Genomic DNA, 22,771 nt, shown 5'->3' on the forward strand with positions numbered 1-22,771 from the left:
CCGCACAGGAACCGGGCCCGCACGCGTCCCTCAGGCCGCCGCCGTCTCCTTCCCCTTCCGGTGGGCTATCTCGCCGAGGATCACGTCCGCGACGATGAAGCCGGCCAGCGGTATGCCGAACAGCGGCACGAAGTAGCCGAGGACGGCGACGAGCACCACGCCCGGCACCAGGATCTGCGGCGGCACCTGCTGCCAGGCGCCTCGCGGGACCGGCCGCCCGAAGGCGGAACCCCGGCCGCGCTGCCACCACATCCGGTAGCCCCACACGATCAGCAGGACCAGGGCCAGCGCGAGCAGCATCAGGGCGATCTGGTTGACCAGGCCGAACAAGACGCCGGTGTGCAGGTCGATGCCCCAGCGGGTCAGCTTGGCGAGCAGCGGGTAGTCGGCGAACCGCACGGTGTCGGTGACCTCGCCTGTGCCCGGGTCGACGGCGACGGAGTCCTGCTTCTCGGGCCAGCTGCGCTGCACCTGTCGTACGACATAGGCGGACGAGGCGTCGGCGGGCGGCACGATCTCGACCGGGTCGCCGAGACCTTCGGCGCGGGCGGCGGCCAGCACCTTGTCGAGGCCGACGCCGTGCTCGGCGTCCCCGGCCGAGGCGGAGGCGCCGTGGCCCGAGTGGTCGCCGCCCGCGGCCGCGGAGACCGAGGGGGTGGACTGGCCGAGGGAGGTGCGCAGTTCGTCGATGTTGGCGCCCGCGTACGTCGACCAGGTCAGGCCGGTCGCGGACAGGAAGAAGAACCCGGCCGCGGCCCATACGCCGACGCTGCCGTGCAGTCCGAGGGTGCGGCGCCGCCCGCTGGTGCCGCGGACCTTGCGCAGGGCGCGGCGGCGGGAGAACCACAGCACCAGGCCGCCGCCGGCGATCACCGCAAGCCAGCTGGCGGCGAACTCGCTGTAGAGACGGCCGTTCTCGCCGAGGTGGAGGTCGCGGTGGAACTCGTCGATCCAGGTGCGCAGCGGGAGCGCGCCGGTGGAGCCGTACTGTTCGAGGGCGCCGCGGACCTTGCCGGTGTAGGGGTCGACGAACACGGCGAGCGTGTGGTTCGGGTCGACGCCCTTCACCCCGGACAGCATCACCCTGGTGGTCGCGTCGTCGTCGGGCGAGGGGCGGACGGCCGAGACGGTGCCCTCGGGGTGTGCCTTGCGGGCCGCGTCCACCTGCTCGGAGATGGGCAGCTTGCCGTCGCCGACGGCGGCGACGGTCATCTCGTCCCGGTAGACGATCTTCTCGGCCTGGAAGGCGCCCGCGTACAGGAAGCCGGTCACGGCGGCCACCAGCAGGAAGGGCGCGACGAACACACCGGCGTAGAAGTGCAGACGCAGCACGAGCTGACGCAGCGGCGGGGCCCAGCCGCGGGAGGGCGGCGCCGGAGCGGCCGCCTCCGGGGCCTCGTCCGCGGTGGTTGAGGGAGCGATGGACATCGGCGGCTTCTCCGAGGGCTGGGGACGGTAGCGGTCCAGTAGTCGGAGAGAGGGGCCGCCGAGTTCCCGGCACTCCAAGTGACCTGCGTCACACGCCAGCGCGGAGGTCCGCCCGGGCCGCCGTGGCATCCTGACGCGATGGCAACTCCGAGTCATCGCGCGCCCCTTGCCGAGCTGGTCGAGGCACTCCTGGCCACGGACGGTCCGCTGCCGATCGTCGCGGCCGGCGATCCGGTGCTCCGGCAGGGCACCGAGCGCTACGACGGTCAGCTCGACGCCCCGCTCCTGTCCCGTTTCGTCGAGGCCCTGCGCGTCACCATGCACGCGGCGCCCGGTGTCGGTGTCGCCGCCCCGCAGGTGGGGGTGCCCCTGCGCATCGCGGTGATCGAGGACCCGGCGCCCGTGCCGGAGGAGGTGCGGCTGGCGCGCGGGCGGGTTCCGCAGCCCTTCCGGGTCCTGGTGAACCCGTCGTACGAACCCCTCGGCGCGGAGCGGGCCGCGTTCTTCGAGGGCTGTCTGAGCGTGCCGGGGTGGCAAGCGGTGGTGGCGCGGCCCGCCGAGGTGCGGCTGACGTGCGAGGACGAGTACGGCCACGCCGTCGACGAGGTCTTCACCGGCTGGCCCGCGCGGATCGTCCAGCACGAGACGGACCACCTCGACGGCATGCTCTACCTCGACCGCGCCGAACTGCGCTCACTGTCCTCGAACCAGGCGATGGCGGAGCGCTGGACGCAGCCGACGCCGGAGCGGGCGGCCACGTCCCTCGGTTTCGAGCTGCCCTAGTTGTCCCGGTAGGTCTCCAGGAGCCGCAGCCACACCTCGCTGATCGTCGGATACGACGGGACCGCGTGCCACAGCCTGCTGATGGGGACCTGGCCCACGACCGCGATCGTCGCGGAGTGGATCAGCTCGCCGACGCCGGGGCCGACGAAGGTGACGCCGAGCAGGATCTCGCGCTCCAGGTCGACGACCATGCGGGCGCGGCCCCGGTAGCCCTCGGCGTAGAGGCCGGCGCCGGAGACGGACCCGAGGTCGTAGTCGACCGCGCGGACCCGGTGGCCGGCCTGTTCCGCCTCGGCCAGGGACAGGCCCACGGAGGCCGCCTCCGGGTCGGTGAAGACGACCTGGGGCACGCCCGCGTGGTCGGCGGTCGCGGCATGGGCGCTCCACGGCTCGGCCTGGACCGAGGTGCCGGACGCGCGGGCCGAGATCGCGGCGCCCGCGATGCGCGCCTGGTACTTGCCCTGGTGGGTGAGGAGCGCGCGGTGGTTGACGTCGCCGACCGCGTAGAGCCAGTCGCTGCCGGTGACGCGCAGGCTGTCGTCCACCTCCAGCCAGGAGCCCGGCTCACGGCCGACCGTGTCGAGGCCGATGTCGTCGGTGCGCGGGGCGCGTCCGGTCGCGAAGAGGATCTCGTCGGCCTCGATGCGGTCACCGGTGCCGGTGACGACCACGACGGTGCCGTTCTCCCGGGTGACCGACGCGACCGAGGTGCCGGTGCGGACGTCGACGCCCGCCTCGGTGAGCGCTTCGGTGACGAGTTCCCCGGCGAACGGCTCCATGCGGTTGAGCAGGCCCTTGCCGCGCACCAGGAGCGTGACCCGGGAGCCGAGGGCCTGCCAGGCGGTGGCCATCTCGGTGGCGACCACTCCCCCGCCGACCACGACCAGGCGTCCGGGCGCCGCCTTGGCGCTGGTGGCCTCCCGGCTGGTCCACGGCTTGACCTCGTCGAGGCCCGGCAGGTCGGGCAGGACGGCCCGGGTGCCGGTGCACACGGCCACCGCTTGCCGGGCGGTGAGGACCTTCCGCGAGCCGTCGGGGCTGGTGACCTCGACCGTGCGCTCCCCGGTGAGACGGCCGTGGCCGCGGTGCAGGTCGGCACCGATGCCGTCGAGCCAGCCGACCTGGCCGTCGTCCTTCCAGTTCGAGGTGAAGTAGTCCCGGCGGGCGAGGACGGCGGCCGTGTCCAGGGGGCCCTGTACCGATTCGCTCAGGCCCGGCAGGCGGCGCGCGTCCGCCTGGGCGATCACCGGCCGCAGCAGGGCCTTGCTGGGCATGCAGGCCCAGTACGAACACTCTCCGCCGACCAGCTCGCTCTCCACGACCGCGGTGGAGAGGCCGGCCGCACGGGTGCGGTCCGCGACGTTCTCCCCCACGGGTCCGGCACCGAGCACCACGACGTCGTAGGCGATGTTTTCCGTTTCCGTCATGGGGCCAGTCTGGTGGGTGGTGTGCGCTCGGGCCACCAGGGGTACGCGCGCCGCATACCGAGTGCACACAGCCGTGGAATACCCGGCCGACCGGCCGTGTTGTGCCGACGGCTTCGCCCCGAGACCCAGGAAGAGGGATCACGTCATGAGCAGCACCGTGGAGCTCACCAAGGAGAACTTCGACCAGACGGTCACGGACAACGAGTTCGTCCTGATCGACTTCTGGGCGGCCTGGTGCGGTCCGTGCCGCCAGTTCGCGCCGGTCTACGAGAAGGCCGCCGGGGACAACCCCGACCTGGTGTTCGGCAAGGTGGACACCGAGGCGCAGCCGGAGCTGGCCGCCGCCTTCGGCATCCAGTCGATCCCGACGCTGATGATCGTCCGCGACCAGGTCGCGGTGTTCGCCCAGCCGGGCGCGCTGCCCGAATCAGCCCTGACGGACGTCATCGGGCAGGCCCGCAAGCTGGACATGGACGAGGTCCGCAAGGCCGTGGCCGAGCAGCAGGCCCAGACCGAGCAGAACGGCCAGTAAGGCTCCGGATCAGAACCGGATCAGAACCGGATCAGAAGGGGTACTGCGCCACGTCCGCGCGTACCGTCGTCCAGCGCACGTCGGTGAAGGCCTCGACATTGGCCTCACCGCCGAAGCGCGCGCCGGTGCCGGACGCGGCGATGCCGCCGAAGGGCGCGACCGCCTCGTCGTTGACCGTCTGGTCGTTGATGTGCACGATGCCGGTCGGGATCCGCTCCGCGAGGTCGAGCCCGCGGGCCGCGTCCCCGGTGACGATACCGAGCGAGAGGCCGTACGGTCCCGCCGAGGCCAGGGCGGCGGCCTCGTCGACGGTGCCGAAGGACCGTACGGGAGCGACCGGTCCGAAGACCTCCTCCGCATAGGCGGGGGTGCTGTCGTCGAGTCCCGCGAGGACCGTCGGACGGTAGAAGAGCTTCTCGTGCGTGCCGCCGGCGGCCAGCTTGGCGCCCTGGGCGGTGCTCGCCTCGACCAGACCGCGCACCTTGGCGAGCTGGTTGTCGTCGATGATCGGGCCGAGGTGGACCTGGTCCACGTTCGGGTCGCCGACGGCGAGCGAGTCGGCCTTGGCGGCCAGGCGCTCGACGTACTCCTCGTAGAGCGAGGCGTGGACGAGGTGGCGGCCGGTCGTCATGCAGATCTGGCCCTGGTGGAAGAAGGAGCCCCAGGCCGCCGTGGAGATCACCGCCTCGATGTCGGCGTCCTCCAGGACGATCAGGGCGGAGTTGCCGCCGAGTTCCAGGTGGGCGCGCTTGAGGTGGCGTCCGGCCGCCTCGCCGACGGCGCGTCCCGCCGCGGTGGACCCGGTGAAGGAGATCACGGGCACGCGCGGGTCGGAGACCAGGGCCTGGCCGACGTCCGGGCCGCCGGGCAGGACGTGGAAGAGGCCCTCGGGCAGCCCCGCCTCGGCGAAGACCGCGGCGAGCGAGAGTCCGCCGCAGACCGCGGTGCGCGGGTCCGGCTTGAGGATCACGCCGTTGCCCAGGGCGAGGGCCGGGGCGACCGAGCGGATCGAGAGGATCAGCGGGGCGTTGAAGGGCGATATGACGCCGACCACGCCGACCGGGACGCGTCGGGTGTACGACAGCCTCGGCGCCTCGCTGGGCAGCACCTGGCCCGCGGGGCGCGAGGCGAGGGCGGCGGCCTCGTAGCACTCCTGGGCGGCCACGTGCAGTTCGAAGTCGGCCTTGCCGGGAATGGACCCGGACTCCCGGACGATCCATCCGCGCAGTTCGTCGGCGTGCGCGGCGAACAGGTCACCGGCCTTGCGCAGCACCCCGGCCCGGACGAAGTGCGGCAGCCGGGCCCACTCGGCCTGGGCGGCGCGGGCGGCCTCGGCGGAGCGTGCCACGTCCTCGCCGGTGGCGAGTGTGACGGTGGCGAGCGTGTCGCCGGTGGCGGGCTCGGTGACGGCGTACTCAGGTCCCGAAAGGGGGTGGGACTGCCAGCTCTTGGGGTCGAGCAACGACATGACGGCTCTCCGTTCGATCACCGGTGGGACTTCACACGGGGAGCGGTGGTCCCGTGTAGTTCGCGGCCAGTTCGGCGGCCGCGGGGCGGGATGCGGTGATCCGGCGCAGCCGTGCGAGCTGCATCCGGCTCTCGAACGCATCCCCGTTTGGTTGAGCGTGCAACATCCTAGTCATGTCGTAGGAGAAGCGCGTGGCCTGCCACACACGAGAAAGACACAACTCCGAATATCTGTCGATCAGTTGTGTCGATCCGGTGCGGTGCAACTCGGTCAGTGCCCGGGCGAGGACGGATACGTCCGACACGGCGAGGTTGAGCCCCTTGGCCCCGGTCGGCGGCACTATGTGCGCGGCGTCGCCGGCGAGCAGGAGGCGGCCGTGACGCATCGGCTCGTGGACGTGACTGTGCATCGGCGTCACGGACTTGGCGGTGATCGGGCCCCGGGCGAGGGTCCAGTCGGCGTCGATCGCGAACCGGGCGGCGAGTTCGTCCCAGATCCGCCCGTCGGACCAGTCGTCCGGGTCGGTGCCGTTGGGCACCTGGAGGTACAGCCGCGACACGGTCGGCGAGCGCGTGCTGTGCAGGGCGAAGCCGCGTTCGCCGCGCGCGTAGATCAACTCCTCGCAGGACGGCGGGACTTCGGCGAGGATCCCGAGCCAGGAGTACGGGTAGTCATGCCCGTACGTCCGGCTCGTGGCCGTCGGGAAGGCCGCGCGGGCGACGCCGTGGGAGCCGTCGCAGCCGGCGATCCAGTCGCAGGTCAGCGTCTGTTCACGGCCCTCGTGCAGGAACCGCACCACCGGGGCGGCGCTCTCCGGCTTCTCCACCGCCAGGGCCTCCGCCTCGAACAACAGCGGTGGCCCGTCGGCGAGTTGGAGCGCGACGAGGTCCTTCACGATCTCGGTCTGGGCGTAGATCGTGACGGTGCAGCCGCCGGTGAGGGCGGGGAAGTCGATGTGGTGCCGCTCCCCCGCGAACCGCAGCTCGATACCCCGGTGGACGAGTCCCTCGGCCTCCAGGCGATCGGCCGCGCCGCACGCGCGCAACGCGTCGACCGTGCCCTGCTCCAGCATGCCGGCGCGCTGGCGCTGCTCGACGTACTCGCGCGTCCTGCTCTCCAGAACCACGCAGTCGACACCGGCGCGGTGCAGCATTCGGGCGAGGAGCAGTCCGGCGGGGCCGCCGCCGATGATCCCGACCGTGGTGCGCATGGCAGGCCTCCCTGCGTCCGTCAGCTGGAGTCGCGATGGACCACCGTGGCTCCCAGCACCGTGTGCGTCTCGGTGGCCGCGGCCGGCTCGCGCACCGCGCGGTCGACCAGTTCGGCGAGGTCGCGGCCGGACGGCAGCTCGATGTGGACGGTGCTCAGCCGGGGCCGCAGCAGACGTCCGATGAGCAGGTCGTCGGCGCCGATCACCGCCGTGTCCTCCGGGACGCGCACACCTTCGTCCTGGAGGGCGCGCATTAACAACATCGCGTACTCGTCGTTGTACGCGAACACCGCGTCGAGGTCGAGGTCCCGCCAGCGGGCCGCGAGCTTGATCGCGGCCTGTTCCTCGTAGGCGAGGGGCAGTTCGGTCAGCGTGGCGTCGGTGTCGCGCAGGGCGCGGCGCACCCCGGCCAGGCGGGGCAGCGAGAAGGCCTCCAGGCCGGCCTCCTCGGGGACCACGACCCCGATACGGCGCCGGCCGCGGGCGAGGAGGTGGGTCCCGGCGCAGTGGCCGACGCCCTCGTGGTCCATGAGCAGGGCATGGGCGCCCTCGACCGCTTCGGGGGCGAGGGTCACCACGGCCCGGGCGCCGGAGCGCCGCAGCAGGGACACGCCCTGCGGGCCGAGTCCGGCACCGGGCACCAGGACGGCGACCGGGCGCAGTTCGGCCCAGGCGCGGGCGGCTTCGTCGCCCTGGAGGCCGACGCTGCCGTACTGCACGACGGTGTAGTCCAGGCGGCCCAGGGCCCACTGGAGTTCGTTGATGAACTGGCTGTAGAGCGGGCCGACCGGGATCGACGGGGCGGGCATCAGGACCATCCGGCTGTGTCCCGCGCGCAGGCTGCGGGCGGCAGCGTGCGGGACGTATCCGAGTTCCTTGGCCGCCGCGTGGACCCGGCGGCGGGTGGGCTCGCTGATCCGGACGGCACTGGTGTTGTTGAGGACGTAGGAGACGGTCGCGCGCGAGACGCCGGCCAGACGGGCCACATCGGCACTCGTGGGAACCGAGCGCGTCGCCGGGGGAACGGGCGCGGGCGTTTTCGGTATCTGCACCATGACGGTCGTCATCTTTGCAGAAGCTGTGAGGGTGTATCGGACCGGGGCGCGGCCCGGCCCTACTGTGACGGATCGGTGCAGGTGAGCCGGGCGACCAGGTCGTCCCAGCCCTTCTCCAGGCGCTCCAGCGGCATGGCGCACCTCCGGGTGAGGTGGTGGACGGTGGCGGGGTCGAGGTAGCCCATCAGGGCCTGGGCGAGCAGTTCGCAGTCCGCCTCGGGGCGGGCCTGGCGCAGCAGCAGGGCGACATGGCCGTGGTGCACCCGGCGGGGAGCGGGCGTGAAGCGGCGGTCCGGGCTCGGCTCGGCCGCCAGCAGCAGGTCCATCTCGTCGCCGGACCGGCGCAGGATGGCGTGGCCGAAGGCGCGCAGCCGGTCCTCGGGCGGGGCGCCGGGGCCCAGCGGGGCGGGGCCGCTGAGGAAGGCCGCCTGGAACTTGCGCTCGGAGTGGTCCAGCAGCGCCGTCAGCAGTCCGGTGCGGTCGCCGAAGCGGCGGAAGACGGTGCCCTTGCCGACCGAGGCCGCCGCGGCGACCGCCTCCATCGTGACCGCTGCCGCGCCGTGCTCCGCGACCAGGCAGGCGGCCGCCTCCAGGAGCCGGGCCCGGTTGCGCGCCGCGTCCGCGCGCAGGCAGGGCTTGTCCTCGGGGAGGCCCAGCTGAAGCAGCTCGGGCTGTCCCGTCGGGTCCGGGGGTATCGGCAGGGGCGGCAGCGGCGGCAGGACGGCGGACATGAAAACAGCGTAAAGCAACGGGAAGAAAACTGGACCGAGGTCCGGTTCTAGAGGTACAACTTTAAACGGACCCCGGTCCGGATCATTACGGCAATGTTTCATCCCCCTTGGAGTTCGCATGTCCGTTCGCATTCTCGCGCTCGTCGGAAGCCTCCGTGCCGGCTCGCACAACCGACAGCTCGCCGAAGCCGCCGTCAAGCTCGCACCCGAGGGCGCCGACGTCGTGCTCTTCGAGGGCCTGGCCGACATCCCCTTCTACAACGAGGACATCGACGTCGAGGGGAGCCTGCCCGACGCCGCGGCCAAGCTGCGTGAGGCCGCGCTGGCCACCGACGCCTTCCTGTTCTTCTCGCCCGAGTACAACGGCACCATCCCGGCCGTGCTGAAGAACGCCATCGACTGGCTGTCGCGTCCGTACGGCGCGGGCGCCTTCGGCGGTAAGCCGGTCGCCGTGGTCGGCACCGCGTTCGGCCAGTACGGCGGTGTGTGGGCCCAGGACGAGACCCGCAAGGCCGTCGGCATCGCCGGTGGCAAGGTGCTCGAGGACGTCAAGCTGTCGATCCCGGGTTCCGTGGTCCGGTTCGCCGAGACGCACCCGGCCGACGACGCGGAGGTCGCCGCGCAGCTGACCGAGGTGGTCGCGCGACTGCACAGCACGACGGGTGAGGTGGCCGCGGCCTGAGCCCGCGGTACGGAAGGGGGGTCGCGGATTTCTGTCCCGGCCCCCTTTTGTGTCGCCTGTGGGCCGGTGGGGGCTTGTTATGTCGCCTGTGGGCCGGTGGGGCTAGTTGCGTCGGCTGCGGGCCGGTGGGGGCTTGTCGCGCCGTTCCCCGCGCCCCTGAAGGGGAGCCTCACGCCACCGCAGTGCCTACCAGCGCCCTCAGTTCCTCCATCGCCGCCGCGACCGCAGGGCGTTCCCCCGCTCCGGCGCGCGTGCAGGTGAGCAGCTTTCGGTGGGGGTTGCCCTCGCAGTGGAGCCTTGTGATCGGGAGGTCCGGGGTCAGTCGGGCCAGGCGGGGGATCAATGCCACGCCCAGGCGGTGGGCGACCAGGTGGGCGGTGACGTTCCAGTCCCGGGCGTGGTGGACCACGCTCGGGGTGAAGCCGGCCCCGCCGCAGGCCGAGACGATGTGCGTACGGCAGGGGCTGTCCGCGAAGGGGGCGATCCACTCCTCGTGAGCCGCGTCCGCGAGGGACACGTGGTCGCGGGCGGCCAGCGGATGATCCGCGGGTACGACCAGGTCGAACGGGTCGTCCAGCAGGGGCTGTTGGTCGTAGCGAGGGTCGCTCATGGGCGGGTTGTGCGGGGTCGCCTCCACGACGGCCAGATCGAGCTTGCCCTCGAAGAGCAGGTCGAAGCTCTCCGGGATGTCCGTCTCCTGGATGCTGACGGTCAGCCGGCGGTACCGCTCGCGCAACCGCACGGCCATGGGGGCCAGCAGCACCGGCACGGACACCGGGAGGCCGCCCGCTCTCAGTGGTCCGGCGGGCTCGGTGCGGTCGGCGCGCAGATCGAGTTCGGCCTGTTCCCAGCGGGCCTGGATGGCGTCAGCGTGGGCGAGCAGGCTCTCGGCGGCCGGGGTGAGGCGGACCCCGCGGCCCTGGGGTTCCAGGAGGTCGACGCCCAGGTCGCGGGCGAGCTGGCGGATCTGCTGGGAGGCGGCGGACGGGGTGAAGTGCAGGGCGCGGGCGGCCGCGGTGACCGTGCCGTAGTGGGCGACCGCCCTCAGGACGTGGAGCCGGCGCAGATCAATCATGAAGCCCACGCTTCAAGGTGAGGTCCACAAAGTCAACCTGGACGTGAACGAAGGCTCCGCACCATCCTGGGCTGTGTCGCGACGGCCGCCATCAGCCACGAGGAACTGGGAGTGACCATGACCAGCACGACCCGCGCCGTCTGCCCGCACTGCGGCTGGCCGGACGACGCCGAGCCCTTCCAGGTGGTGTCCCGGCACGGCACGGCCGCCGGCCGCACCGAGTGGACCCGGTGCGGCTGCGGCTCCTTGCAGGTCCGGGTGGTCGACGGCGGCGGCACACGGATCGTCTCGCGCAGCCGACCCGCCGTCGCCTAGGGCCTGTCCGGCGGTTCCGCTCAGTCCAGTTCAGCGAGTCGCCGTACGGCGGGGGCCGCGAAGCGCTCGATCCACTCGGCCGGGGCGCCGATGCGCGGGGAGAGGATGACCGTGTCGATGCCGAGCTTGGTGTAGCCGTCGATGTCCCGGGTGAAGGCGTCGAGGTCGCCCTGGTCGGCCGCCTCGCCGGAGTAGGCCACCGTCTTGCGGATCTCGGCGTAGTCCCGGCCCTCGGTGTCGCAGTGGCCGCGCAGCACGTCGAGCTTGTGCGCGACCTCCTCGGGCGTGGTGGTGAAGAGGTTGCAGGCGTCGCCGTAGCGGGCGACCAGGCGCAGCGTCTTCTTCTCGCCGCTGCCGCCGATCATGATCTCGGGGTGCGGGGCACTGATCGGGGCCGGTACGCAGAGCGTCTCGGCGAGCCGGTAGTGGGCGCCTTCGAAGGGGCCGTTGGACGCCGGGTCCCACATCTGGAGACAGATCCGCAGGGTTTCCTCCAGCCGTTCGAAGCGCTCCGCGAGCGGCGGGAAGGGGACGCCGAGCCCCGCGTGCTCCCGGTCGTACCAGGCGGCGCCGATGCCGAGGGTGGCCCGGCCGCCGGAGAGCACGTCGAGCGTGGTGGCGATCTTGGCGAGCAGTCCGGGGTGGCGGTACGTCACTCCGGTCACCAGCGCGCCGAGCCGGACCGTCTCGGTGTGGGCCGCGAGGTAGCTCAGCGTGGTGTACGCCTCCAGCATCGGGGCCTCGGCGCCGCCGTTGAACTCCATCTGGAAGTAGTGGTCCATCACCGACAGCCAGCTCACCCCGGCCGCCTCCGCCGCCCCGCCCGCGGCGGCGAGCTCGGCCCCGAGGGCGGCGCCGCCCCCGGGGTGGTCGAACCGGTTGATGTGCACGCCCACGCGCATGTCGGTCTCCGTTCACGGGTGTTCGCCGATGCTGGTGACGCTATGACTTGGAGTGCGCTCGAAGTCAAGGGCGGAGGGCGCGCCTCACGCCGTCCGCTCCACCTCCGCCTGTTCCTGCTTCTTCGCCGCCCGCAGGCTCGTCAGCGTGGTGATCGTCAGGACGAGGACGATGAAGCCGAGGGAGAAGGGGATGCTGATCTCGGGGACGTGGACGCCGGACTCGTGCAGCGCGTGGAGGACGAGTTTGACGCCGATGAAGCCCAGGATGATCGACAGGCCGTAGCTGAGGTGGACCAGCTTCTTCAGCAGGCCGCCGATGAGGAAGTACAGCTGCCGCAGGCCCATCAGGGCGAAGGCGTTGGCGGTGAAGACGATGTACGGGTCCTGGGTGAGGCCGTAGATCGCGGGGATGGAGTCCAGGGCGAACAGCACGTCGGTGGAGCCGATGGCGAGCATCACGACCAGCATCGGGGTCATGACCCGCTTGCCGTTCTCCTCGATCCACAGCTTGGTGCCGTGGTAGCGGTCGGCCACGCCGAACCGCTGCTCCACCATCTTCAGGAGCTTGTTCTCCTCGTACTCCTCGTCATGTCCGTCCTTGCGCGCGTCCTGGACGAGCTTCCAGGCGGTCCAGATCAGGAAGGCGCCGAAGATGTAGAACACCCAGGAGAACGCCGAGATGATCGCCGCTCCGGCCGCGATGAAGATCGTGCGCAGCACCAGCGCCATGACCACGCCGACCATCAGCACCCGCTGCTGGTACTGCGAGGGCACCGCGAACTTCCCCATGATCAGGACGAACACGAAGAGGTTGTCGACGCTCAGGGACTTCTCGGTGATGTACCCGGCGAAGAACTCCCCGGTGGGCTTGCCACCACCGAAGACCAGCAGTCCGAGGCCGAAGAGACAGGCCAGCACGACCCAGACGACGGTCCAGATGCCGGCCTCCTTGACCGACACGTCGTGGGGTTTGCGGCCGATGAAGAAGTCGGCTCCGACCAGGACGCACAAGGCGACGATGGTCAGCAGCCAGACGCTGAGAGAGACGTTCACTGGTTCTCCTGGTACATCGGGGGCATCGACAGCGTTGTCACCACCGGTGATCCCTTCCACCTACGACAGGTGAACAACAGGTCACGCGATGGCAAGGAAGCGCAGGTCATGCCGGATCATGGCTGATTCTCGCCTATCACCACCCGCCGTACGGCGGGCAGGTTCCGCCGGACGGCGGCGCCCCGGACGGTCACCGCTGCCCCGATCATGACGCCACGAGCCGCCGCGTTCCGCACGAGGAGAAGCCATGACCCATGTCCCGCCGCCGTTCGACCCCGAGCTCAGCGCCGCCCTGGATCTCATCAAGGAGATGATCTCGCCCGGCCTCACCCTGGACGAGCTGGACGCCGTGCGCCAGGGGCCGGGCGTCCAGATGCTGGCCGACCTGGACCTCACCCTGGACGGGTTCTTCGAGGTGGCGGACCGGTCGGTGCCCGGGCCCGAGGGCGCCCCGGAGATCTCGCTGCTGATCTGCCGTCCCGTCGCCCCGGCCCCCGCCGGCACCGGCCGTCCGGTGATCTACCACGTCCACGGCGGCGGCATGGTCCTCGGCAACAACCGCTTGGGCGTGGACGGCCCGCTGGCCTGGGCGAAGGAGCTGGACGCGGTCGTGGTGTCGGTGGAGTACCGGCTGGCGCCCGAGCATCCGCATCCGGCGCCGATAGAGGACGTCTACGCCGGGCTGGTGTGGACCGCCGCGCACGCGGAGGAGTTCGGCGGGGACGCCGAGCGGATCGTCATCGCCGGAGCGAGCGCGGGCGGCGGGCTCTCGGCGGCGCTGGCCCTGCTCACCCGGGACCGGAAGGGCCCGCGGGCGATCGGCCAGCTGCTGATGTGCCCGATGCTGGACGACCGCAACGAGAGCCCGTCCACGTACCAGATGGCGGGGCTCGGCGTCTGGGACCGCACGGCCAACGAGACGGGGTGGACCGCGCTCCTCGGCGAGCTGCGGGGCGGTCCCGACGTACCGGCGTACGCGGCGGCGGCCCGCGCCGAGGACCTGTCGGGACTGCCACCGGCCTTCCTCGACGTGGGCTCGGCGGAGACGTTCCGCGACGAGGTCGTCGCGTACGCGTCGCGGATCTGGCAGGCGGGCGGGGTGGCGGAGCTGCATGTGTGGCCCGGGGGGTTCCACGGCTTCGACGGGTTCGCTCCGCAGGCGGCGCTGTCCCAGGCAGCGCGGGCTGCGCATGTGGGGTGGCTGCGGAGGTTGTTGGGGAGCTAGGTCGGGGGCGCCACGCGGGGGCGGGGTATGCGGGGGCGGGGGCCGCGCATCGAGGCCGTCCCCCGTACCCCGTCCGTACCCCGTCGCCGGTCACTCGTCGCCTGGCCGCCGCTCGGCCGTGGCCGGTCGCGTGCCGTGGCGTGCCTTCCGGGACGTTGCCGCAGTGTGTGCCGCTGCGGAGGCGGTGCTGAGCCGCTACGAAGCTCGTACGGAGCCGGTACTGAGGCGGCGCACCACAATCGTCCGACCCCCGCGAACCCGGCCGGGGCCTCCTCTCAAGCCCTCCCATGCCGCACCATGGACGTATGAAAGAGCTGGCCGGGCGGCTCACCGCGCTCGATCCTGACGCCGGTGCCGCCGTTCGGGTGATCGCCTACTTCGACCGGCTGTCCGAGTCCCGGGCGGGGCTGGAGGCGCTGGTGCGCGGGGCCGCGGTGCTGTCCGGGGTGCCCGCGCGGCTGGTCGACGTCGAGCGGCGGGTGCGGGTCCGGGTCGAGCCGGACGGGACGCGCAAGGACTCCGGGACGACACCCGACCCGGCCTGGCCGTCCGCCGCCCTCGCGCCCGGCGGGGCCGCCGCCCTGTGGCTGGAGCGGGCCGCGGCGGCGCCGAGTGTGGTCGACGCGGTGATTCTGGAGCGGGCCGCGGGAGCCGTACGGCTGGTGCTGGACCGTACCCGCGGACGGGCCCCGGCCGACGATCCCGCGCTGGTCGAGACGGTGCTGGACGGGTCCGCGCCGGAGGCGGCCCGGGTGCACGCGGCGCGCGGACTCGGGTTGGACACAGCGGGGGCCGCCCGGGCGCTGGCCCCGCTCGACGGGCGGCCCCGGATCATGGCCGGGCGGTCGGACGCCGAACTGCCCTCAGGGCGGGTCGGGGTCGGGCCCGCGGTGCCCGTGCTCGACCTGCCGCGATCCTGGGCGGACGCCCGCGTCGCCCTGCGGTTCACTGCGGAGGGCACCGCGCAGGACCCCGGACCGAGGATCGTGTACGCCGAAGAGCTGGGCGGCGTCGCGCTGTTGGCCGGCCTCGTCGCACCGGGCGCGGAGCCGCCCGCCGACGTCCAGGCGCTGGAGGCGGCGGGGGCGACCACGCCCTGGCTGCTCGCCACCCTGCACGCAGTCGTCTCGACGGCGAGCCTGCGGGCGGCCGCCGCCGAGATCAACGTCCACCACTCCACGCTCCAGGACCGGTTGACCCACGCCGAGCATCTGCTGGGCTGGCCGCTGCGCACACCGCAGGGCCGACTGAGGCTGCAACTGGCGCTGGCGATGCGGCACTTGGCCCGGCCGTAGCGGGACGCCTCGTACATCGCTCGGGCACAGCGTCCGACCCGGCCTCGAACCGGGTCACGCAACCGGCGCCGTCGTGCTCGACGTTCAGGTCGCGGGCGATCCCGGGAGGGCGAAGGCCGCCAGGCGATGCCACTCCGTGCCGGTGTAGGTCACGAGCTCGACCTCCGAGACCCGGGCGGAGAAGGGGAGTTCGGTGCGCAGGGCGGATTCGGCTTCCTCCAGCAGCACTTCGTCCTGGACCTGTGCGACCGTCAGATGCGGATGGGGCTCGTACTTCCCGCCGTACGGCGGGGCCTCCGGCCAGCGTGCGACGACCGCCTCCGTGAGCCAGCGGAAGGGCGTGTCCGGGACGGGGGCGAGATAAAGCAGGCCGGGAAAGCGTCCGCAGCCCTCGAACCGGATGTCGAAGGAGGGGTGGCCTCCGAAGATCTCCTCCAGGGCGGCGTGGATGCCGGCGTCGACGCGGGACGCGGGCAGGAAGGGGAAGAGCACGGTGATGTGGGCCGGGACGCCGGCTCGGGCCGCCGGGTCGAAGCGGTCGCGCCAGGCCCGTACCGCGGGCTCGGCCTCCGGGACGGGGACGACGAGTGCCGTCTGGCCGCTGACGAACGGGGCGGATGAGTCGACTGCCATCCCATGGGTGTACCAGTCGGCCCACGGGGACCGCGAACCGGCACACCTGAACCGGCACACCTTGCATGCACGCACAACCGGCTCACGCCGACTATTTCGGCGATGACCTATTCTGGATCCCACCACTTCGGGACGGAGGCCCAGGCCCATGACCGCGACAGACCCGGCACTGACCGCTCTCGCCCAGGGCTGGTGCGCGCTGTCCCTGCTGCACGGCCGGATCGAGGCCCACATCGAGCGCGCCCTCCAGTCCGGGCACGACCTGAGCGTGCGGGAGTACTCGCTGCTGGACGTGTTGAGCCGCCAGCACAGCGGTGAGGGCGGGCACCTCCAGATGAAGCAGGTGGCCGACGCGGTCGTGCTCAGCCAGAGCGCCACGACGAGGCTGGTCACCCGCCTTGAGGACCGCGGCCTGCTGACGCGCTACCTGTGCCCCACCGACCGCCGTGGCATCTACACCGACGTCACCGACAGCGGCCGTACGCTCCTCGAAGAGGCCCGCCCCACCAACGGGAAGGCGCTGCGCGAAGCCCTCGCCAAGGCCGCCGCCGACCCGGAACTCGCCCCCCTCGTGCGCGCCCTGGAAAGCCTCGGCGTACCCGCCTGAGTCAGACCCGGTTCATCAGGGTGAGCGCCTCGTCGGCGGCCGTGGTCACGATGCCCGGCGACGCCCCGGCCGCCGTGGCCACGTCCGTCAGCAGCCGGACGTCCTTGCGCAGCAGGGGTCCCGCGTGGGTGGCGATGCGGTCGAGGGTGCCGCCCGCGGAGGTGACCCGGTCCAGCGCGAAGCTCGTGCCACTGCCGTGGGACACGACCCGGGCCAGGGCCTCGGGGTCCACGGCGAGGTCGCGGCCGAGGGCGAGGGTGTCGGCGGCCGTGGCGAGGTTGGCCGTGAACAGGACGTTGTTGAGGAGCTTGGCGACCTGTCCGGTGCCCAGCGGGCCCATGTGGACGACGGGGTCGGCGTAGGTCGAGAACACCGGGCGGCAGTAGGCGACCGTGCCGGGCTCCCCCCCGGCCATGACCACCAGGCGGCCTTCGGCCGCCGCCGATCCGCCTCCGCTGACCGGCGCGTCGATGAGGGTGACCCCGCGGGCGCGGGCCCGGTCGGCGAGGCGCCGGCAGGTGTCGGGGTGGACGGTGCTGTGCACGGCGATCACCCCGCCCTTGCGCAGCCCGGTCAGTACGCCCGCTTCGCCGGTGACGACCTCCTCGACGTCCGCGTCGTCGACCACGCAGACGCACACCAGGTCGCTGACGGCGGCCAGGTCGGCGGGTGAGGAGGCGCGTTTCGCGGCGGTGTCGGCGAAGGGCACGAGTGTGGCGGGGCGCCGGGCCCACAGCGTCGTCTCGTACCCGGCGTCGACGATCCGGCGGGCCATGGGGGCGCCTTGGCTGCCCAGTCCGATGAATCCGACCCTCATGACAGGACCTCCTCCTTGACGGGCACGGGTTCGGGACGCCAGCACACCGCCAGCAGCCCTGCCGTAGCCACCATCCCCACGCCCAGTGCGACGCCTCCCCCGGCCCAGCCGGTCACCGCGATGCCGGCCGCCTCGTCCACGGAGACGTCCCCCGGGCCGAGCAGCGCCAGTGCCAGCGCGACGACGGCGAGCGTGAGGACGTACTCGTAGCCCTCCTTGAAGACGAAGAAGCCGTTGGGGCGGTGCGCGAGCAGGCCCGCGACGAGCATCACCGACATGACCGCCGCGCAGGCCAGCGGGGTGAGCAGACCCAGCAACAGCAGGGCGCCCGCGCCGACTTCGGTGAGGACGCTGAGCCACGCCTGGAGGGTGCCGTGGCGCAGGCCGAGGCCGGTGAACCAGCGGGCGGTGCCCGCGATACGGCCGCCGCCGCGCCAGTGGTTGAGGCCGTGCGCGATCATGACGGCGCCCAGGACCAGGCGCACCAGCAGCAGCGCGAGTGTGTCGGAGTCGCTCATCCCGCTCTCCCCTCTCTCGCCTGCGCGCAGGCGTTCTCCCTGGTCACCGCGGACTCCTCGGCGAACGACAGCACTTTGAGGTGGTAGGCCCGGGCGGAGTGGCCAAGGCTCAGGTTGTGCCCGCTGTCGGGCTGTTCGTTGACGCGGACCCGGGGCGAGGCGGTGAAGAGGGCGGCGATGTCGGCGAGGGCGTCGGGCCCCGAACTCCACACCTCCTCGTGGTCGCCCAGGCTGTACTGGACCGGTATCCGTACGCGGGCGGCCAGTTCGGGGAGTTCGTAGCGCCAGTGGCGGGCCGCGGACTCGTAGGGCGGCGACTCGGCGGCGATGCTCGCGCCTCCCGCCACCTCGGGCGGGTACAAGTGGCTCGGTCCCCACAGGACTTCACGCAGGCGGGCGCGTGCGCGGCCCGACCGGCGCAGGTCGTCCTCGGGGCCGAACTCCAGGAAGTTCAGGGAGCGCGGGTGGTGGTGGCGGCCGGTGCCGGCGATCTCCAGGCCGAGCAGGTCGTGTCCGCGCGGGTCGGCGGCCATCCGCACGGCGAGTTCGCAGCCCGCCGAGTGCGCCAGCAGGAACACGCCCGCGCCTCGTGGCCGGTCGGCGAGCAGGCGGTCGAGCGCCGCGTAAGAGAGGTCGACTCTCCTGGCGGGGTCGGTGAGTTGGGCGGCCCGGTCCAGCGAGGCGCCGTACCCCGGGCGGTCCAGGGCGAGGACGCCGAAGCCGAGGTCGGCGGCCGTGCGCAGGAGCGAGAGGCGCGGCAGGTCCGGGCAGTCGAAGTACGTGGAGGTGGTGGCGCCGCCGTGCAGGGCGAGGACGACGGCACGCGGCTCCCGTACCCAACTGGCCCGATAGGAAAGGGAGATGCCGTCGACCTCGACGACTTGGCTCTGTGTCACGTGTCCGTCCTGAGGAGCAGGACCCCGCTGGGCGCGAGGCCGCCGGTGCTGACCACGGCGACCCGGGCGCCGGGCACCTGGCGCTCTCCCCCGTCGCCGCGCAGCTGGACGATCGCCTCGTGGACCAGGCCCATACCGTGGGTGCGGCCGTGGGAGAGCTGGCCGCCGTGGGTGTTCAGGGGCAGTACGCCGTCTCTGGCGATGTTCTTTCCTCCGTCCAGGAAGTCCTTCGCCTCGCCGATGCCGCAGAAGCCCAACGCCTCTATCCAGGAAAGGCAGTTGAAGGTGAAGCCGTCGTAGAGCTGGGCCACGTCGACGTCGGCGGGGCGCAGGTCGGTGCGGGTCCAGAGGTGGGCGGACTGGCCGAGGGTGTGGGGTTCGTGGGTGAGGGTGCTCTGGTCCCATTCCATGCGCTCGGTGATCTGGGTGCCGACGGCCTCGACCAGGACGGGCGGCTTCGCGAGGTCGCGGGCCGCGTCCACGGCGGAGACGATGACGGCGACGGCTCCGTCGCAGGGGACGTCGCAGTCGTAGAGCCCGAACGGGGTGGTGATGGGCCGGGCTTCGAGGTAATCGTCCATCGTCAGCGGGTCGCGGTAGATCGCGGTGGGGTTGAGGGCGGCGTTGGCGCGCTGGTTGAGGGCGATCCAGCCGAGGGTCTCGCGGGTGGTGCCGTAACGGTGCATGTGGCGCTGGGCGTTCTGGGCGAGGGTGTGGGCGGCGGAGGACGCGCCGAAGGGCTTGAGCCAGCCCGCGTCGCCGCCGGCCGGGACCGGCAGCCTGCCCTGCTTGAGCAACTCGCCGTGGCTCGCCTCCCACAGGGTGCGGAAGCACAGCACGTGGCGGGCGAGGCCCCCGGCGACGGCGAGCATGGCCGCGATCAGCGAGCCGCCGGGGCCGAAGGTCTCTCCGCCGCCGTTGTACCAGGTGGGCCGGATGCCGAGGGCGGACTCCAGGGCGGTGACGCCGCCTTCGGAGAAGCCGCCGTAGGGGCCGGGTCCCGGGTAGGTGGCGAGTCCGTCGATGTCGTCGAGGGTGAGTCCGGCGTCGGCGATGGCCGCCTCGCAGGCCTGGAGGGTGAGGGAGATCGGGGGGACCATCAGCCGGCGGCCGAGCCGCGAGCTGCCGATGCCGGTGAGCGCGACCTTGTCCTCGAACTTCTCCGTGGTCGCCATGGGCCGGACCACGGGCGCGGTGTCGTCCTCGGGCAGCGGTGCCGGTTCGCCCTGCTCGGCGGCCGGGCGGAACAGCGGCAGCCATACGTCCCCGGACTGCTCGAAGACGACCTCCATCCGCATGCCGAGGGCGAGTTGGTCTGGGTCGCACTCGACGGCGTTGGTGGTGAGCCGTACCCGGGGGTCCTCTTCGAGGGCGACCTGGGCGACGACGTACCGCGGCGGGAGTCCGGGTGCGGTGAAGCGGTGGTTGACGGTGAAGCCGATGAGGGTGGCGTGGCCGGAGACGGCCCGTGGGGCCAGCTCATGTCCGTGGCAGTACCGGCAGACGGGCTGCGGTGGGTGGATCAGGGCCGTGCACGAGCGGCACTCCTGTATCCGCAGCCTGCCGTCCGCCCCCGAGGTCCAGAAGAAGGCGTTCTGGTCGGTGAGTTGGGGCTGGGGGCGGCCCGGGGTTCCGGCCACGTGGGTCCCTTTCGTCGTCAGCGGGTGATGCGCGCCCGGCCCGGTCGTACGGTGACCGGCTCGGCGAGGCGCTCCTCGTCGCAGGCCTTCTGGAGGATCTCCAAGGTCTCGTCGAGGGAGGGGCCGAGGCGGGTGCCGGGTGTGAAGGTGGCCGGGAGCCGGCGCATGCCCTGGATGATGCCGATCGTCTCGTAGTGGACGGTGGCGTCGGGGTCGCAGCGGAAGTCGGGCATGCGGTCGAGCACGGCCGTGACCATCCGTTTGAACACCGTGCGGGCGACGTTGGAGCCGATGCAGCGGTGGATGCCGAGGCCGAAGCTGCTGTGCCGGTTGCCCTTGCGTTCCATGTCGACCCGGTCGGGGTCGGGGAAGACGGACGGGTCCCGGTTGGCCATCGCCCAGGACAGCCACAGCCGCTCGCCCTCCTCGAACCGCTGGCCGGCGATCTCGCAGTCGGCGGAGAACGTACGGCCGTCTCCCGGCGCCGGTGTGAAATAGCGCAGGAACTCCTCGGTGGCCGAGTCCAGCAGGGTCTCGCGCTCGCGGCTGAGCCGGTCCCGCTCACCGGGATGTTCGGACAGCCACTCCAGGGCGTGCGCGGTGAGCGCGGTCGTGGTGTCGAAGCCACCGCCGACGAGCAGGGCGAGGACGCCGGTCAGCTCCTCGTCGGAGGGGTTCTTCCCGTCGATCTCGGCATGTACGAGGGCGTCGATGAGGCCCGGCCTGGGCTGCTCGCGGACCTTGAGGATGGACATGTAGAGGGCCATGCCCATGTTCCGGCCGAGCTCCGAGACCCGGGGCATGTCGGGTGAGTTGGGCGGGGTGTAGACGGAGGCGTGGGCCGGTTCGTTGTAGACGGTCCAGTCCTTGAGGGGGATGCCCATCATCGCCAGGGTGAGGACGGCCGGGACGATGTTGGCGAGGTCGTCGACGAAGTCGATCCGCCCGTCCTCGATCCTCTCGTCGATGCAGGCGCGGACCACCTCGTCGACGAAGGGGATCCAGCGGCTGACGGCGGCCGGGGAGAGGTAGGGGTTGAGGGTCTGGCGGTAGTGGCGCTGGCCCGGCGGGTCCATCTCCAGGAATCCGCCCTGCTGTTCGCGGGCGCGGGGCGGCGAGGGGATGGTGATGCCCTTGTAGCCGCGCCGCTCGCCCTTCACGTCGTGGTCGTTGGAGAGGTACTCGGCGGACCGGGCGAGTTCGAAGACCTCGTGGTGGCCGCTGGCGACCCAGTGGCCGCCGTGGGTGTCGGTCCAGGCGATGGGGCACTTGCCGTGCAGTTCGTGGGTGATCTCCTCGAACTGGTGGCGGTACTCGGGGGTGTGGCGGTCGAAGTGCACCTGGTGCTTCTTGCGGTCCTCGGCCTCGCTCATGAAGTCGCCCTCCTTTCAGAACAGTTGGATGGCTCGTTCCGGGCAGGAGTGCGCGGCCTCGCGCACCTCCTCCTCCTGGTCGGCCGGGACGTCCTCGCCGACGGCGGTGGAGTGCCCGTCGACGTCGTCCAGTTCGAAGGCCTTCGGCGCGATCATGGCGCAGAGCGTGTGGCCCTGGCAGCGCTCCGGATCGACTCGCACCTTCACGGATTGCCTCCCTGTCACGGTGGGGTTCTCGCTGCTCAGCGGTGCCAGTCGTACCACTTGACGTATCCGCCCGCGTCCACCCGCAGCTGGGTCCCGGTGATGAAGCGGGCCTCGTCCGAGGCGAGGAAGAGTACGGCTTCGCTGATGTCGCGCGGCTCGACGTACCGGACGGGCATGGCCTGCTGCACCGCGAAGGCGGGCTCGGCGTCCTCGCGGGTGGGGTTCTCCAGGTCGGGCCGGAACGACTTGTACATCGGCTCGCTCTGGAGCATCCGGGTGTTCACGTTGGTGGGGTGGATGACGTTGGCGCGCTGGTTCAACGGTGCCAGATTCCGGGCGAGTTCGTGTACGTACTCGGACAACGCCCGTTTGGCGAAGGCGTATCCGGCGCCCCCGGGGTTGGCGCCGGGGTCCTGCACGATGCCGTGGTCCATGAGGGCCGCGGTAGAGCCGGTCGCGATGACGGAGGCGCCCTCGCGCAGGTGCGGGAGCGAGAGCTGGATGGCGTTGATGGTGCCGATCAGGTCGACGTCGATCGCGTCGCACCAGGCCTGGAGCTTGGGTTCGCCGCGCAGCGGGGCGATGCCGGCCTGGGCGACCACGATGTCCAGGCGGCCGAGTTCGGCGAGGCCCGTGTCCAGTGCGCCGCGCAGCTGCGCGGTGTCCCGTACGTCGGCCTGGAGCGCGACGATCCGGCGGCCCTGCTCCTCGACCAGGCGGGCCGTCTCCTTGAGGTCCTCGGGTGTCGCCATCGGGTAGCCGACCGTCTCGTAGTCGCGGCAGATGTCGACCGCGATGATGTCGGCGCCTTCCTCGGCCAGCCGCACGGCGTGGCTGCGTCCCTGTCCGCGTGCCGCGCCGGTGATGAACGCGACCTTGCCTTCGACTCGTCCCATCGG

Annotated in this window: 24 protein-coding genes; 7 read left to right on the forward strand and 17 right to left on the reverse strand. The window is 72.0% G+C overall.

The annotated features are described in order from the left end of the window. Positions 1-30: 30 nt before the first annotated feature. On the reverse strand, positions 31-1,428 hold the full coding sequence (locus G3I78_RS27325) for a PepSY domain-containing protein (protein WP_164429171.1): 1,398 nt from the start codon (positions 1,426-1,428) through the stop codon (positions 31-33). A gap of 138 nt (positions 1,429-1,566) precedes the next feature. Between G3I78_RS27325 and G3I78_RS27330 the strand changes: the two genes are divergently transcribed. Next, on the forward strand, positions 1,567-2,211 hold the full coding sequence (locus G3I78_RS27330) for a peptide deformylase (RefSeq protein WP_164429173.1): 645 nt from the start codon (positions 1,567-1,569) through the stop codon (positions 2,209-2,211). Here the strand turns inward: G3I78_RS27330 and G3I78_RS27335 are convergent. Beyond that, a complete protein-coding gene (locus G3I78_RS27335; RefSeq protein WP_164429175.1) occupies positions 2,208-3,638 on the reverse strand; it encodes an NAD(P)/FAD-dependent oxidoreductase in 1,431 nt (476 codons plus the stop codon). The two genes, G3I78_RS27330 and G3I78_RS27335, sit on opposite strands and share 4 nt — an antisense overlap. Before the next feature lie 145 nt (positions 3,639-3,783). Between G3I78_RS27335 and trxA the strand changes: the two genes are divergently transcribed. Further along, positions 3,784-4,170, forward strand: coding sequence for a thioredoxin (gene trxA / locus G3I78_RS27340; protein ID WP_164429177.1), 387 nt, complete (start codon positions 3,784-3,786; stop codon positions 4,168-4,170). A gap of 31 nt (positions 4,171-4,201) precedes the next feature. Here trxA and G3I78_RS27345 read toward each other — a convergent pair whose 3' ends face one another. Genes G3I78_RS27345 through G3I78_RS27360 form a run of 4 tightly spaced genes read right to left on the reverse strand, consistent with a single transcriptional unit; the run spans position 4,202 to position 8,634 of the window. Beyond that, a complete protein-coding gene (locus tag G3I78_RS27345) occupies positions 4,202-5,638 on the reverse strand; it encodes an aldehyde dehydrogenase family protein (protein WP_164429179.1) in 1,437 nt (478 codons plus the stop codon). Between the two features lie 31 nt (positions 5,639-5,669). After that, the gene (locus G3I78_RS27350) at positions 5,670-6,848 is read right to left on the reverse strand and encodes a 4-hydroxybenzoate 3-monooxygenase (protein WP_164429181.1); all 1,179 of its coding nucleotides are present in this window, start codon (positions 6,846-6,848) and stop codon (positions 5,670-5,672) included. A gap of 20 nt (positions 6,849-6,868) precedes the next feature. Continuing rightward, the gene (locus G3I78_RS27355) at positions 6,869-7,915 is read right to left on the reverse strand and encodes a LacI family DNA-binding transcriptional regulator (RefSeq protein WP_203615585.1); all 1,047 of its coding nucleotides are present in this window, start codon (positions 7,913-7,915) and stop codon (positions 6,869-6,871) included. 47 nt (positions 7,916-7,962) lie between these two features. Then, positions 7,963-8,634, reverse strand: a complete 672-nt coding sequence (locus tag G3I78_RS27360) for a TetR/AcrR family transcriptional regulator (RefSeq protein WP_164429185.1) — start codon at positions 8,632-8,634, stop codon at positions 7,963-7,965. Positions 8,635-8,752: 118 nt separating this feature from the next. On the opposite strand from G3I78_RS27360, the gene G3I78_RS27365 reads away from it, so the two are divergent. Next, positions 8,753-9,316 carry an NAD(P)H-dependent oxidoreductase gene (locus G3I78_RS27365; protein ID WP_164429187.1) on the forward strand — a complete coding sequence of 188 codons (564 nt, stop codon included), beginning with the start codon at positions 8,753-8,755 and terminating at the stop codon, positions 9,314-9,316. A 169-nt stretch (positions 9,317-9,485) separates the two neighbouring features. On the opposite strand, the gene G3I78_RS27370 is transcribed toward G3I78_RS27365, so the two are convergent. Then, positions 9,486-10,391: a LysR family transcriptional regulator gene (locus tag G3I78_RS27370; RefSeq protein WP_164429189.1), complete on the reverse strand. Its 906-nt coding sequence runs from the start codon at positions 10,389-10,391 to the stop codon at positions 9,486-9,488. 117 nt (positions 10,392-10,508) lie between these two features. On the opposite strand from G3I78_RS27370, the gene G3I78_RS27375 reads away from it, so the two are divergent. Beyond that, positions 10,509-10,706, forward strand: coding sequence for a hypothetical protein (locus G3I78_RS27375; RefSeq protein WP_164429191.1), 198 nt, complete (start codon positions 10,509-10,511; stop codon positions 10,704-10,706). A gap of 20 nt (positions 10,707-10,726) precedes the next feature. Here G3I78_RS27375 and G3I78_RS27380 read toward each other — a convergent pair whose 3' ends face one another. Next, complete coding sequence (locus tag G3I78_RS27380) at positions 10,727-11,608, reverse strand: LLM class F420-dependent oxidoreductase (RefSeq protein WP_164429193.1); 882 nt, start codon at positions 11,606-11,608, stop codon at positions 10,727-10,729. An 84-nt stretch (positions 11,609-11,692) separates the two neighbouring features. Next, positions 11,693-12,661, reverse strand: a complete 969-nt coding sequence (locus tag G3I78_RS27385) for a TerC family protein (RefSeq protein ID WP_164429195.1) — start codon at positions 12,659-12,661, stop codon at positions 11,693-11,695. 247 nt (positions 12,662-12,908) lie between these two features. Here G3I78_RS27385 and G3I78_RS27390 point away from each other — a divergent pair, with 247 nt between their 5' ends. Next, a complete protein-coding gene (locus G3I78_RS27390; protein ID WP_164429197.1) occupies positions 12,909-13,886 on the forward strand; it encodes an alpha/beta hydrolase in 978 nt (325 codons plus the stop codon). A 305-nt stretch (positions 13,887-14,191) separates the two neighbouring features. Next, on the forward strand, positions 14,192-15,181 hold the full coding sequence (locus G3I78_RS27395) for a helix-turn-helix domain-containing protein (protein WP_164429199.1): 990 nt from the start codon (positions 14,192-14,194) through the stop codon (positions 15,179-15,181). Between the two features lie 84 nt (positions 15,182-15,265). Here G3I78_RS27395 and G3I78_RS27400 read toward each other — a convergent pair whose 3' ends face one another. Then, positions 15,266-15,814 (reverse strand): 2'-5' RNA ligase family protein, encoded by a 549-nt coding sequence (locus G3I78_RS27400; RefSeq protein WP_164429201.1) that lies wholly within the window; start codon positions 15,812-15,814, stop codon positions 15,266-15,268. Positions 15,815-15,962: 148 nt separating this feature from the next. Here G3I78_RS27400 and G3I78_RS27405 point away from each other — a divergent pair, with 148 nt between their 5' ends. Next, the gene (locus G3I78_RS27405; protein WP_164429203.1) at positions 15,963-16,421 is read left to right on the forward strand and encodes a MarR family transcriptional regulator; all 459 of its coding nucleotides are present in this window, start codon (positions 15,963-15,965) and stop codon (positions 16,419-16,421) included. Between the two features lies 1 nt (position 16,422). Here G3I78_RS27405 and G3I78_RS27410 read toward each other — a convergent pair whose 3' ends face one another. Genes G3I78_RS27410 through G3I78_RS27440 form a run of 7 tightly spaced genes read right to left on the reverse strand, consistent with a single transcriptional unit; the run spans position 16,423 to position 22,768 of the window. Further along, positions 16,423-17,238, reverse strand: a complete 816-nt coding sequence (locus G3I78_RS27410) for an NAD(P)-dependent oxidoreductase (RefSeq protein WP_164429205.1) — start codon at positions 17,236-17,238, stop codon at positions 16,423-16,425. Further along, positions 17,235-17,756 (reverse strand): DoxX family protein, encoded by a 522-nt coding sequence (locus G3I78_RS27415; protein WP_164429207.1) that lies wholly within the window; start codon positions 17,754-17,756, stop codon positions 17,235-17,237. Before G3I78_RS27415 ends, G3I78_RS27410 begins: the two co-directional genes overlap by 4 nt. Then, on the reverse strand, positions 17,753-18,652 hold the full coding sequence (locus G3I78_RS27420; protein WP_164429209.1) for an alpha/beta fold hydrolase: 900 nt from the start codon (positions 18,650-18,652) through the stop codon (positions 17,753-17,755). The genes G3I78_RS27415 and G3I78_RS27420 overlap by 4 nt, the downstream gene beginning before the upstream one ends. Continuing rightward, entirely contained in the window at positions 18,649-20,292 is a 1,644-nt protein-coding gene (locus G3I78_RS27425) for an OB-fold domain-containing protein (RefSeq protein ID WP_164429211.1), read from the reverse strand. The genes G3I78_RS27420 and G3I78_RS27425 overlap by 4 nt, the downstream gene beginning before the upstream one ends. Positions 20,293-20,309: 17 nt before the next feature. Continuing rightward, a complete protein-coding gene (locus G3I78_RS27430) occupies positions 20,310-21,665 on the reverse strand; it encodes a cytochrome P450 (RefSeq protein WP_164429213.1) in 1,356 nt (451 codons plus the stop codon). Between the two features lie 15 nt (positions 21,666-21,680). Further along, positions 21,681-21,872, reverse strand: a complete 192-nt coding sequence (locus G3I78_RS52900; RefSeq protein ID WP_164429215.1) for a ferredoxin — start codon at positions 21,870-21,872, stop codon at positions 21,681-21,683. A 35-nt stretch (positions 21,873-21,907) separates the two neighbouring features. Continuing rightward, positions 21,908-22,768 carry a mycofactocin-coupled SDR family oxidoreductase gene (locus tag G3I78_RS27440; protein WP_164429217.1) on the reverse strand — a complete coding sequence of 287 codons (861 nt, stop codon included), beginning with the start codon at positions 22,766-22,768 and terminating at the stop codon, positions 21,908-21,910. Positions 22,769-22,771: the final 3 nt, after the last annotated feature.

This window comes from Streptomyces sp. SID13726 (genome assembly GCF_010548375.1).
In the GTDB taxonomy this organism is placed as follows: Bacteria; Actinomycetota; Actinomycetes; order Streptomycetales; family Streptomycetaceae; genus Streptomyces.

Excerpts from the sequence above, each read along its gene's own strand:
- G3I78_RS27380 (WP_164429193.1), bottom strand. The coding sequence starts at position 11,608 with ATGCGCGTGGGCGTGCACATCAACCGGTTCGACCACCCCGGGGGCGGC.
- G3I78_RS27330 (WP_164429173.1), top strand. The coding sequence starts at position 1,567 with ATGGCAACTCCGAGTCATCGCGCGCCCCTTGCCGAGCTGGTCGAGGCA.
- G3I78_RS27350 (WP_164429181.1), bottom strand. The coding sequence starts at position 6,848 with ATGCGCACCACGGTCGGGATCATCGGCGGCGGCCCCGCCGGACTGCTC.
- G3I78_RS27370 (WP_164429189.1), bottom strand. The coding sequence starts at position 10,391 with ATGATTGATCTGCGCCGGCTCCACGTCCTGAGGGCGGTCGCCCACTAC.
- G3I78_RS27365 (WP_164429187.1), top strand. The coding sequence starts at position 8,753 with ATGTCCGTTCGCATTCTCGCGCTCGTCGGAAGCCTCCGTGCCGGCTCG.
- G3I78_RS27400 (WP_164429201.1), bottom strand. The coding sequence starts at position 15,814 with ATGGCAGTCGACTCATCCGCCCCGTTCGTCAGCGGCCAGACGGCACTC.
- G3I78_RS27390 (WP_164429197.1), top strand. The coding sequence starts at position 12,909 with ATGACCCATGTCCCGCCGCCGTTCGACCCCGAGCTCAGCGCCGCCCTG.
- G3I78_RS27335 (WP_164429175.1), bottom strand. The coding sequence starts at position 3,638 with ATGACGGAAACGGAAAACATCGCCTACGACGTCGTGGTGCTCGGTGCC.
- G3I78_RS27410 (WP_164429205.1), bottom strand. The coding sequence starts at position 17,238 with ATGAGGGTCGGATTCATCGGACTGGGCAGCCAAGGCGCCCCCATGGCC.
- G3I78_RS27405 (WP_164429203.1), top strand. The coding sequence starts at position 15,963 with ATGACCGCGACAGACCCGGCACTGACCGCTCTCGCCCAGGGCTGGTGC.
- G3I78_RS27415 (WP_164429207.1), bottom strand. The coding sequence starts at position 17,756 with ATGAGCGACTCCGACACACTCGCGCTGCTGCTGGTGCGCCTGGTCCTG.
- G3I78_RS27360 (WP_164429185.1), bottom strand. The coding sequence starts at position 8,634 with ATGTCCGCCGTCCTGCCGCCGCTGCCGCCCCTGCCGATACCCCCGGAC.
- trxA (WP_164429177.1), top strand. The coding sequence starts at position 3,784 with ATGAGCAGCACCGTGGAGCTCACCAAGGAGAACTTCGACCAGACGGTC.
- G3I78_RS27375 (WP_164429191.1), top strand. The coding sequence starts at position 10,509 with ATGACCAGCACGACCCGCGCCGTCTGCCCGCACTGCGGCTGGCCGGAC.
- G3I78_RS27355 (WP_203615585.1), bottom strand. The coding sequence starts at position 7,915 with ATGACGACCGTCATGGTGCAGATACCGAAAACGCCCGCGCCCGTTCCC.
- G3I78_RS27395 (WP_164429199.1), top strand. The coding sequence starts at position 14,192 with ATGAAAGAGCTGGCCGGGCGGCTCACCGCGCTCGATCCTGACGCCGGT.
- G3I78_RS27430 (WP_164429213.1), bottom strand. The coding sequence starts at position 21,665 with ATGAGCGAGGCCGAGGACCGCAAGAAGCACCAGGTGCACTTCGACCGC.
- G3I78_RS27345 (WP_164429179.1), bottom strand. The coding sequence starts at position 5,638 with ATGTCGTTGCTCGACCCCAAGAGCTGGCAGTCCCACCCCCTTTCGGGA.
- G3I78_RS27325 (WP_164429171.1), bottom strand. The coding sequence starts at position 1,428 with ATGTCCATCGCTCCCTCAACCACCGCGGACGAGGCCCCGGAGGCGGCC.
- G3I78_RS27440 (WP_164429217.1), bottom strand. The coding sequence starts at position 22,768 with ATGGGACGAGTCGAAGGCAAGGTCGCGTTCATCACCGGCGCGGCACGC.